Origin of the sequence: Kitasatospora sp. NPDC093679 (genome assembly GCF_040683455.1) — a bacterium.
GTDB classification, from domain to species: domain Bacteria; phylum Actinomycetota; class Actinomycetes; order Streptomycetales; family Streptomycetaceae; genus Kitasatospora; species Kitasatospora arboriphila.
The window spans coordinates 110,035-119,485 of the sequence record NZ_JBFBDW010000022.1 but is presented as its reverse complement, the minus strand read 5'-3'; the positions used below and the strand labels follow the sequence as shown (position 1 = coordinate 119,485).

Genomic DNA, 9,451 nt, shown 5'->3' with positions numbered 1-9,451 from the left:
CATCAACAAGGACCCCGAGGCCCCGATCTTCGAGCTCGTCGACTACGGCGTCGTCGGCGACCTGTTCACCGTCCTGCCCCAGCTCACCGCCGAGGTGAAGGCCCGCAAGGGCTGATCCGAGGGCCGGTCGACGCACGGCGCACGAGGGCGCGGCACCCGGGAGACCGGGGGGCCGCGCCCTTCGCCGTACCCGCCTCCCCGCCCGCCCCGCGCCGGCCTTCGGGCGGCATTCCACCGGCCTTCCACCGGGTGTCCCGAGCCGTGGGACGTCCCCGCGTGCCGGCCCGGAAGGGCGCGTAGAGTCCGGACCATGGGACTGCTGACGGCACTTGAGGGCGGACACGGGGACCGGGGCGACGCGGTGGTGGTCGACGGCCGGGCGATGTCGTGGGAGGAACTGCTCGGAGCGGCCGGCGCGGTGGCCGAACGGGTGGCGGGGGCGCCCGCCCTCGCCGTGCTGGCCCGGCCGACCGTCGAGACGGTGGCGGCCGTGGTGGGCGGGCTGCTGGCCGGTGTCCCCGTGGTGCCGCTGCCGCCCGACTCCGGGCCGAAGGAGCGCGGCCACATCCTCCGGGACTCCGCCGCCGCGCTGCTGGCCGTCCCGCCGGGGGAGCAGGCGGAGGACGTCGAGACGGTGCCCGTGGACCTCGGCGCGCGCTCCGGCGCGACCTTCGCCGAGCCCGCGCCGGAGCGGCCCGCCTTCGTCCTCTACACCTCGGGCACCACCGGCGCGCCCAAGGGCGCGGTGCTCCCCCGCTCCGCCGTCGCCGCCGGCCTGGACGGCCTCGCCGACGCCTGGCGCTGGACGGCCGACGACACCCTCGTCCACGGGCTGCCGCTCTTCCACGTGCACGGGTTGGTGCTGGGGGTGCTCGGCGCGCTGCGCGCCGGCAGCCGCCTGGTGCACACCGGGCGGCCCACGCCCGGCGCGTACGCCGGCGCGCGCGGCAGCCTCTACTTCGGCGTGCCGACCGTCTGGTCGCGGGTGACGGCGGACGGCACCGCCGCACGGGCGCTGTCCGGTGCCCGGCTGCTCGTCTCGGGCAGCGCGCCGCTGCCCGTCCCGGTCTTCGAACGCCTCGCCGAGCTGACCGGCCACGAGCCGGTCGAACGCTACGGGATGACCGAGTCGCTGATCACCGTCTCCACCCGCGCCGACGGCGAGCGCCGCCCCGGCAGCGTCGGCCTGCCGCTGGACGGGGTGCGCACCCGGCTCGTCGGCGAGGACGGCGGCGAGGTCCCCGCGGACGGCGAGTCCGTCGGCGAGCTGCAGGTCGACGGGCCGACGCTGTTCGCCGGCTACCTCAACCGCCCCGACGCCGACGCGGAGGCCTGGACGGCCGACGGCTGGTTCCGCACCGGGGACGTCGCGGTGATCGGCCCGGACGGCTTCCACCGGATCGTCGGCCGGGCCTCCGTCGACCTGATCAAGAGCGGCGGGTACCGGATCGGCGCCGGCGAGGTCGAGGCCGCGCTGCGGGACCACCCCGAGGTCGCCGACGCCGCCGTGGTCGGCGTGCCCGACGACGACCTCGGCCAGGCCGTGGTCGCCTACGTGATCCCCGACGGGCCGGTCACCGGCGAGGGCCTCACCGACTTCGTCGCCGCGCGGCTCTCCGTCCACAAGCGCCCGCGGCGGGTCGTGCTGGTGGACGAACTGCCCCGCAACGCCATGGGCAAGGTCCTCAAGAAGCAGCTGCTCGAACGCGGCTGACCGCCCCGCCCGGCATGTGCCCGGTGGCCGGACGCCGACGCTTCCGGGCGCCGCCAGGCATGGGACGGCGGCCCGTACGGGTACCACCGGTGTGGCGCGGGGGCCGCAGCACGGACTCCCGCCGCCCGGTGCGTGGGGCACCGGGGTGGGCCGAGGGCAGGGGATGCTCTGTGATCGTCTGGGTCAATGGCACGTTCGGCGCGGGGAAGACCTCCGCGTGCCGGGAACTCGTGGAGCTCCTGCCGGGAAGCCTCCTCTTCGACCCCGAACTGGTCGGCGCCGGACTCTGCCGGCTGCTGCCCGCCGACCGGCTCGCCCCGGTCGCCGACTACCAGGACCTCCCCTCCTGGCGGCGCCTGGTGCCCGAGGTCGCCGCGGCCCTGCTCGCCGAGGTGCCGGGCCCGCTGGTCGTCCCCATGACGCTGCTGCGCGAGGACTACCGCGACGAGATCTTCGGGGCGCTCGCCTCCCGCGGGGTCGCCGTCCACCACTTCGTGCTGGACCCTGACGAAACGATCCTGCTGGAACGGATAGCCGCCCGGGACGAGTGCCCCGGCGACCCCGAACGCAGCGAGCGCGTCCGCCGCTGGTGCCTGGACCACCTGCCCGCCTACCGCGCGGCCAGACGGTGGCTCGGCCGTGACGCCCAGCTCGTCGACACCACCGGACTCACTCCCGAGCAGACCGCCCGCAGGCTCGCCCGGCTCGTCGAGGAGGGCACCGCACGCTGCCCGATCGTGCAGAGCGCCGACCCGACCGGCGACACCGTCGCCGCCGCCGTCCTGCTCTTCGACGAGCAGGACCGCGTCCTGCTCGTCGATCCCGTCTACAAGCCCGCCTGGGAGTTCCCCGGCGGAGTCGTCGAACGCGGCGAGGCACCGACCGACGCCGCCCTGCGGGAGACCGCCGAGGAACTCGGCCTGCACCTCGACGCCCACGCGCTGCGGCTGCTCGCCGTCGACTGGGAGCCCCGGACCGGCCCCCGCCGCGGCGGCCTGCGGCTCGTCTACGACGGCGGCCGACTCGGTGCCGAGGCCCGGCAGCAGCTGCGGCTGCAGGCCGACGAACTGCGCAGCTGGCGCTTCGTCACCCTCGACGAGGCAGCAGGGCTGCTGCCCGCCGCCCGGCTGCGGCGGCTCGCCGCCGCACTCGACGCGCGCGAGCACGGCGAACTGCGGTACCTGGAGGCGGGGCTGCCCGCCGCGGTCGGGGTCGCCACGGCCGGCTGACCGGGGGGTGCAGGGCAGTAAGGGGCGGTAAGGGGCAGGAAGGATATTGGGACGGGAGGCGGCGGGGGCGGGCCCGACCGCCTCCCGGTCGACGGGGAGGGCTGCGGACCGACGGTTCCATGATGGCGGGCCGGCGGGGGCGGGAGGGGTGGTACGCGGCGGGCGTGCAGGGGTGCGGGGTGGTGGGGCGGTCCCGGGGTGGGCGCGATTCCGCGGGTTCGCGCCATTCGGGTCGCGCGGTTCTCCCCCGGTTTTCGGCCGGGAGGTGCCCCCACGCGTCCCCGGGTACGCGGCTCCCGGGCCCCTCGCGGGGTGCGTGATCCGCACCCCGGCGGGGAGGATGGGGGGATGCCGTTCACGTTGAGCCATGTTGCGGCGGTGGTGCCGCTGATCGGGCGGGGGGACGGTCGGGTCTGGGTGGCGTCGGGGCTGGTGGCGGGGGCGATGGCGCCCGACGTGCCGTTCTTCGCCGACTCGCTGCTGCCGGGCGTCTACCGGTACGGGGCGCTCACGCACCGCTGGTGGGCCGTGCCGACCGTGGACGCGGGCATCGCGGCGGGGACGGCCGCGGTCTGGCACGGCCTGCTGCGCGGGCCGCTGACCGGCCTGCTGCCGGTGCCGGCGGAGGGGCCGCTGCCGCGCGGTGCCGCCGGGGCCGGGGCGTTCGTGCTGTCGGCGGCGGTCGGTGCGGCGAGCCACGTGGTCTGGGACTCGTTCACCCATCCCGGGCGGGCCGGGGTGCGGGCGTTCCCGGTGCTGGAACGGCCGGTGGCGGCCGGGCTGCCGCTCTGCACGGTGCTGCAGTACGGGACGTCGCTGCTGGGTCTGGCCGTGCTGCGGGCCCGGGTGCGCCGGGCGGCGCCGCCGCGGGCGCCGCAGCGGCGGCCGGCCGCGGTGGCGGGTCTGGTGGCGGCCACGGCAGCCGGCGCGGTGCACCGGCTGGCGCGGCGGCAGCGGTCGGTCGTCCCGGAGTTCTGCTTCGGCGCGGGCGCCGGTCTGGCGGTCGGGTCGGCGGTGTACGCGGCGCTGGTTGCGGCCCGCGGCCGGGTGCCGTCCGGTGGGACGGCACCCGGGGCGGGACGGCGGTGCGTCAGGCCGAGCGCAGCCGGGCGTAGGCGCGCAGGAACAGCGCCTCGGTGAGGGCCATCCGCTCCAGCTCCTCGGGGTCGACGCTCTCGTTGACCGCGTGGATCTGGGTGGTCGGCTCCTCGACGCCGATCAGGATGATCTCGGCCTGCGGGTAGAGGGTGCGCAGGGTGTTGCAGAGCGGGATCGAGCCGCCCTCGCCGGAGCTGACCATCGGGCGGCCGAACGCCTCCTGCATGGCCTCGCCCATCGCCTCGTAGGCCGGCCCGGTGGTGTCGGCGCTGAACGCCTCGCCGCCGCTGAGCAGGGTGACGGTGGCCTGCGCGCCCCACGGCACCGCCGCTTCCAGGTGGGCGACGAGCGCCTGCTGGGCGGCCTTGAGCTCGGTACCCGGCGGGATCCGCAGGCTGACCAGGGCCTTGGCGGCGGCCTGGACGGAGGAGGTGGCGCCGATCACCGGCGGCGCGTCGATGCCGAGGACGGTGACCGAGGGACGGGCCCACAGCCGGTCGGCGACCGTACCGGTGCCGGTCAGCCCGACGCCGTCCAGGACCTTCGCGTCGGCCCGGAACTGCTGCTCGTCGTACTGCACGCCCGGCCAGACCTGGTCGGCCGTCAGGCCGGCCACGGCGACGTCGCCGTGCTCGTCGTGCAGGGTGCCGAGCAGCCTCACCATGGCCTGCAGGGCGTCCGGGGCGGCGCCGCCGAACGCACCGGAGTGCAGGTTGCCGCCGAGGGTGGTGAGGGCGACCTCGACCACCGTCATGCCGCGCAGGCTGGCGGTGACGGTGGGCAGGCCGGGGGCGAAGTTGCCGGTGTCGCCGATGACGATCACGTCGGCGGCGAGCAGCTCCGGGTGCGCCTCGGCGTAGCGCTCCAGGCCGCCGGTGCCCTGCTCCTCGGAGCCCTCCACGATCACCTTCAGGGCGACCGGCAGACCGCCGTCGACCTCGCGGAGCGCCCGCAGTGCGGTGAGGTGCATGAGGATGTTGCCCTTGCAGTCGGCTGCGCCGCGGCCGTACCAGCGGCCGTCACGCTCCGTCAGCTCGAAGGGCGGGCTCTGCCAGGCGCTCTCGTCGAGCGGCGGCTGGACGTCGTAGTGCGAGTACAGCAGCACGGTCGGGGCGCCGGCCGGGCCGGGCAGCTCGGCGTAGACGGACTGCGTGCCGTCGGGGGTGTCCAGCAGCCGCACGCCGGTGAGTCCCTCGGCGGCGAGCGCGTCGGCGACCCACCGGGCGGCCTTCTCGCACTCCTCGACCGGGAACTGCCGGGGGTCGGCGACGGAGGGGAATGCGACCAGCTCGGCCAGGTCGGCCTTGGCGCGCGGCATCAGGGATCGGACGGCCGCCGCCAGGTGCTGCTGGGTCATCAGGTGTCTCCTGTTGACGAGGTGCGGGTGATTTGTCCGATCATAGGTCGACGCCTCGTCGTGGCCCGCGTCATCCCTGGTCGCGGCGGTGGCGGACGGGTCTAGGATGCGATCGTGACTGACACCGGTAGCTCCCTCGACCCGCACTCCGACGAGCACGAGGCCGTCGAGGCCGTTCCCGCGGCCTCCGGCCGGACCACCGTGGACCCGGAGGCCACCGGGCCCGACCCGCTCGGCGGCGTCTGGGACGTGGTCGTGGTCGGAGCCGGCCCGGCCGGCTCCTCGGCCGCGTACGCCGCCGCCGCCCAGGGCCGCCGCGTGCTGCTCCTCGACAAGGCGGAGCACCCCCGCTACAAGACCTGCGGCGGCGGCATCATCGGCCCCTCCCGGGACACCCTCCCGCCGGACTTCAAGCTGCCGCTGCAGGACCGCATCCACGCCGTCACCTTCGCGCTCGGCGGCCGCTTCACCCGGACCCGCCGCTCCAAGCGGATGCTGTTCGGCCTGGTCAACCGGGACGAGTTCGACCTGCGCCTGGTGCAGGCCGCCGAGCAGGCCGGCGCGGTGCTGGTCACCGGTGTGACCGCGACCGGCGTCGAGCAGGACGGCGACGGCCGCACGGTGTTCGTCACCACCGCCGACGGCCGCCGGATCGAGGCCCGCGCGGTGGTCGGCGCCGACGGCTCCGCCAGCCGGATCGGCCGCCACGTCGGCGTCTCCTTCGACCAGATCGACCTCGGGCTGGAGGCGGAGATCCCGGTGCCGGAGGAGGTCTCCCGGGCCTGGGCCGGCCGGATCCACCTCGACTGGGGCCCGCTGCCCGGCTCGTACGGCTGGGTGTTCCCGAAGACCGACTCGGGCACGCTGACCGTCGGCGTCATCTCGGCGCGCGGCGACGGCGAGCGCACCAAGCAGTACCTCGCCGACTACATCCGGCAGTTGGGCCTGTCCGGCTTCGAGCCGAGCATCGAGTCCGGCCACCTGACGCGCTGCCGCGCCGAGGACTCGCCGCTCTCCCGCGGGCGGGTGCTGGTGGCCGGCGACGCCGCCGGCCTGCTGGAGCCGTGGACCCGCGAGGGCATCTCCTACGCCCTGCGGTCGGGCCGGCTGGCCGGCGAGTGGGCGGTGAAGGTCGCCGAGGCCGACGGCAACGCGGACGTGCGGCGGCAGGCGCTCAACTACGCCTTCGCGATCAAGGCGGGGCTGGGCGTGGAGATGCGGGCCGGCAAGGTCATGCTCGGGGCCTTCGAGCGGCGTCCGCACCTGTTCCACGCGGCGGTCTGTCTGGTGAACCCCGCGTGGCGGGCCTTCGCCCGGACCACGCAGGGGCACACGACGTTCGCGCAGGTGATGCGGGAGCACCGCGCCGCGCGGAAGCTGGCGTCGGTCGCCGGGCGGTAGAGCCCTTCGGGAACGTGGGAAGGAGCGCGGGGACCTGCGCGACGGACTCGGGTGGGCCTGAATTCGTACAGCGGCCCACTCCCGGACTGCGCAGTTCCCCGCGCCCCTAGGGCTTGTCTGACGATTCCCGCCGCGCGCGCGACGCCGGGCTCCCGACCGGACGCACCGCCGCATCGCCCGAGTACGTCCAGTACGAGGCCGATACGGCGGCACGCCCGGTCGGGCGCCCGACGCCGCGCGCCGATGCGACGCGAATCGTCAGACAAGCCCTAGTGGCGTCCCCTGGCGGGAAGGCTCACTGCTTGAGGCCGGTGTCGACGGCGGTGATCAGGGTGCCGGACGGGGTGTCGCCGGACATCTCCCAGATCATCGTGCCGAGCAGGCCCTTGGACTTCAGCCAGGCGGTCTTCCTGGCGATCGACCAGGGGTCGTCGAAGGTCCACCACTGGCCTCCGGCGCCGGTGTAGCCGTAGGTGGAGACGGACTGCTCGTCGTGGCGGACCGTCAGGTTGGGCACGCTGGTGAACAGGTTGTCGTACCCGCGGGTGCCGGCCTCCTCGGCGAACTGGCCGGGAGCCGCGCCGCCCGCGGCCTGCCACTCGCCGTTGGCCCCGCCGTCGGTGACGTTCTGCCAGCCGCGGCCGTAGAAGGGCAGGCCGATGGTCAGCTTGCGCGGGTTGACCCCGGCGTCCAGGTAGGTCTGCACGGCCGACTCCACCGAGAAGTGGAAGCCGTACGGGTCCTGGGCGTCGGTGTGGAGGTTGGCCTGGTGGCCGGTGCGGTTCGGCTCCCAGGAGTTGTCGCTGCCGGCGCCGTGGAAGTCGTAGCCCTGGACGTTGGCGATGTCGAGGGACCGGAAGATCTTCGACAGGTCCCAGCCCTGGGCGATCTTGGCGGGGTCGGCCGGGGTGAAGGCGGTGAGCAGCCGGTGCGGGCCGCCGAGGGCGTCCAGCTGGGTGCGGAACTCGGCGAGCAGTGCGGTCAGGTCGGCCTTGTCGTTCGCCGACCAGTGGTTGCCGGGGTGGCCGTCGGGGGAGCCGGGCCACTCCCAGTCGAGGTCGATGCCGTCGAAGATCCCGGCGGCGGTGCCGGGGCCGCCGGCGCCGTTGTAGAGCGGCAGGTTGCCCTTGATCCAGACGTCGATGCAGGAGGAGACGAGCTTCTTGCGGGAGGCGTCGGTGGCGGCGGCGTCGGAGAAGTACTTGGAGTAGGTCCAGCCGCCGAGCGAGACGACGACCTTGAGGTTCGGGTACTTGGCCTTGAGCTTCTTCAGCTGGTTGAGGTTGCCGCGCAGCGGGGCCCAGCCGTCGTCGGCGATCCCGTCGACGGACTGCGCGGCGCTGAACGGGCGGGAGTAGTCGGCGTCCGCGTCGCCGGCGCCGGTGCCCTGGTCCGGGTCCTGCGGGTCGGCGGTGGTGCCCTTGGTGACGCCGGCCAGGCAGGTCAGGTTGACCGGGTCGATGTTCTCGAAGGCGTAGTTGATCACGTCGAGCTTGGCGGCGCTGCCCGAGGTGTCGAGGTTCTTCACGAAGTACTGCCGGCCGTAGATGCCCCACTGGGTGAAGTAGCCGACCCGGGCGTACCTGCCGGGGCCGACCAGGTCGGCTGTGGTGACGCTCAGCGCCGGGGTGGCCGGGGAGGCGTTGTCGGCGGCGTCCCGGGCGCGGACGGTGAAGCCGTACGCGGTGGCGGGGGAGAGGCCGGTGACGGTGGCGGTGGTGCCGGTGACGGTCTGCACGAGCACGCCGTCGCGGTGGACGTCGTAGGCGGCGACCCGCTGGTTGTCGGTGGCCGCCGTCCAGGCCAGCGCGACGCTGCTGGAGGTGACGGCGGTGGCGCGCAGGGCGGTCGGCGCGGTGGGCGGCACGGTGTCGCTCGCCGGGTCGACCGTCCGGGCGGTCACCGCGGGGCCGAGCGGGCCGGCGTTGCCGCGGCTGTCCTTGGCGCGCACGGTGAGCGTGTACGCGGTCGCCGGGGTGAGGCCGGTCAGGGTGGCCGAGGTGGTGGTGGAGGTGCCGAGCACGGTCGATCCGTTCAGCACCTCGTAGGAGGCGACCGGGAAGTCCCCGGCGCCGGCGGCGGGCCAGCTCAGGGCGACGGTGTGCGCGGTGGTGTCGGTGACCTGCGGGGTGCCGGGCGCGCCCGGCGGTACGTCGGCGGTGCCGTCGCACTTGTCGCCGTTGATCCGGCAGCCGGTGGGGGTGCCGATCGGGCCGTTGGCGACGAACCAGAAGCTGTACGGCTCGGTGCTGGCGTGCGGCTGGACGGTGCCGTTGTAGTAGGCGTTGACGGCGGTGACGTGCCGCCCGGTGACGGTGGCCTGGCCGTTGTAGCTGCTGGAGATCGTCACCCCGGCGGGCAGGTCGAACTCCAGGGTCCAGCCGGTGACGGCGGTGGCGTTGTCGTTGCGGACGACGAAGGTGCCCTTCCACCAGGAGCCGTTGTCGGCCGAGGTGAAGCTTGCGGTGAGGCGGCCGGCGGCGTGCGCCGGGACCGCGGCGAGCAGGGCGAGCGGCAGTGCGAGCACGGCGAGCAGGGCGGTGGTACGGGCCCTGGCGCGCCGTGGCGGCCGGTCGTGCATGGTGGTCTCCCTGTCTGGTGTGGGGATGCCGTACAGGGGTGCCGGGAAGCCGTCGACGACTGTAGGTGGTA

Annotated in this window: 6 protein-coding genes and 1 pseudogene; 5 read left to right on the top strand and 2 right to left on the bottom strand. The window is 75.0% G+C overall.

The genetic code is table 11. The annotated features are described in order from the left end of the window. The 4 genes and pseudogenes from AB0O09_RS19960 to AB0O09_RS19945 all read left to right on the top strand — a co-directional run. Nucleotides 1-115 (top strand): annotated as a pseudogene (locus AB0O09_RS19960) (electron transfer flavoprotein subunit alpha/FixB family protein); the annotation flags it as partial. 195 nt (nt 116-310) lie between these two features. Beyond that, nucleotides 311-1,714 (top strand): acyl-CoA synthetase, encoded by a 1,404-nt coding sequence (locus AB0O09_RS19955; protein ID WP_363542998.1) that lies wholly within the window; start codon nt 311-313, stop codon nt 1,712-1,714. A gap of 170 nt (nt 1,715-1,884) precedes the next feature. After that, entirely contained in the window at nt 1,885-2,943 is a 1,059-nt protein-coding gene (locus AB0O09_RS19950; protein WP_363542996.1) for an NUDIX domain-containing protein, read from the top strand. A 348-nt stretch (nt 2,944-3,291) separates the two neighbouring features. Beyond that, nucleotides 3,292-4,083 carry a DUF4184 family protein gene (locus tag AB0O09_RS19945; RefSeq protein ID WP_363542995.1) on the top strand — a complete coding sequence of 264 codons (792 nt, stop codon included), beginning with the start codon at nt 3,292-3,294 and terminating at the stop codon, nt 4,081-4,083. Here the strand turns inward: AB0O09_RS19945 and AB0O09_RS19940 are convergent. After that, nucleotides 4,034-5,398: a dipeptidase gene (locus AB0O09_RS19940; RefSeq protein ID WP_363542994.1), complete on the bottom strand. Its 1,365-nt coding sequence runs from the start codon at nt 5,396-5,398 to the stop codon at nt 4,034-4,036. The two genes, AB0O09_RS19945 and AB0O09_RS19940, sit on opposite strands and share 50 nt — an antisense overlap. A gap of 201 nt (nt 5,399-5,599) precedes the next feature. Here AB0O09_RS19940 and AB0O09_RS19935 point away from each other — a divergent pair, with 201 nt between their 5' ends. Continuing rightward, a complete protein-coding gene (locus tag AB0O09_RS19935; RefSeq protein WP_363543006.1) occupies nt 5,600-6,799 on the top strand; it encodes a geranylgeranyl reductase family protein in 1,200 nt (399 codons plus the stop codon). Between the two features lie 295 nt (nt 6,800-7,094). Here the strand turns inward: AB0O09_RS19935 and AB0O09_RS19930 are convergent, their stop codons facing one another. Then, on the bottom strand, nt 7,095-9,380 hold the full coding sequence (locus tag AB0O09_RS19930; protein WP_363542993.1) for a glycosyl hydrolase family 18 protein: 2,286 nt from the start codon (nt 9,378-9,380) through the stop codon (nt 7,095-7,097). Nucleotides 9,381-9,451: the final 71 nt, after the last annotated feature.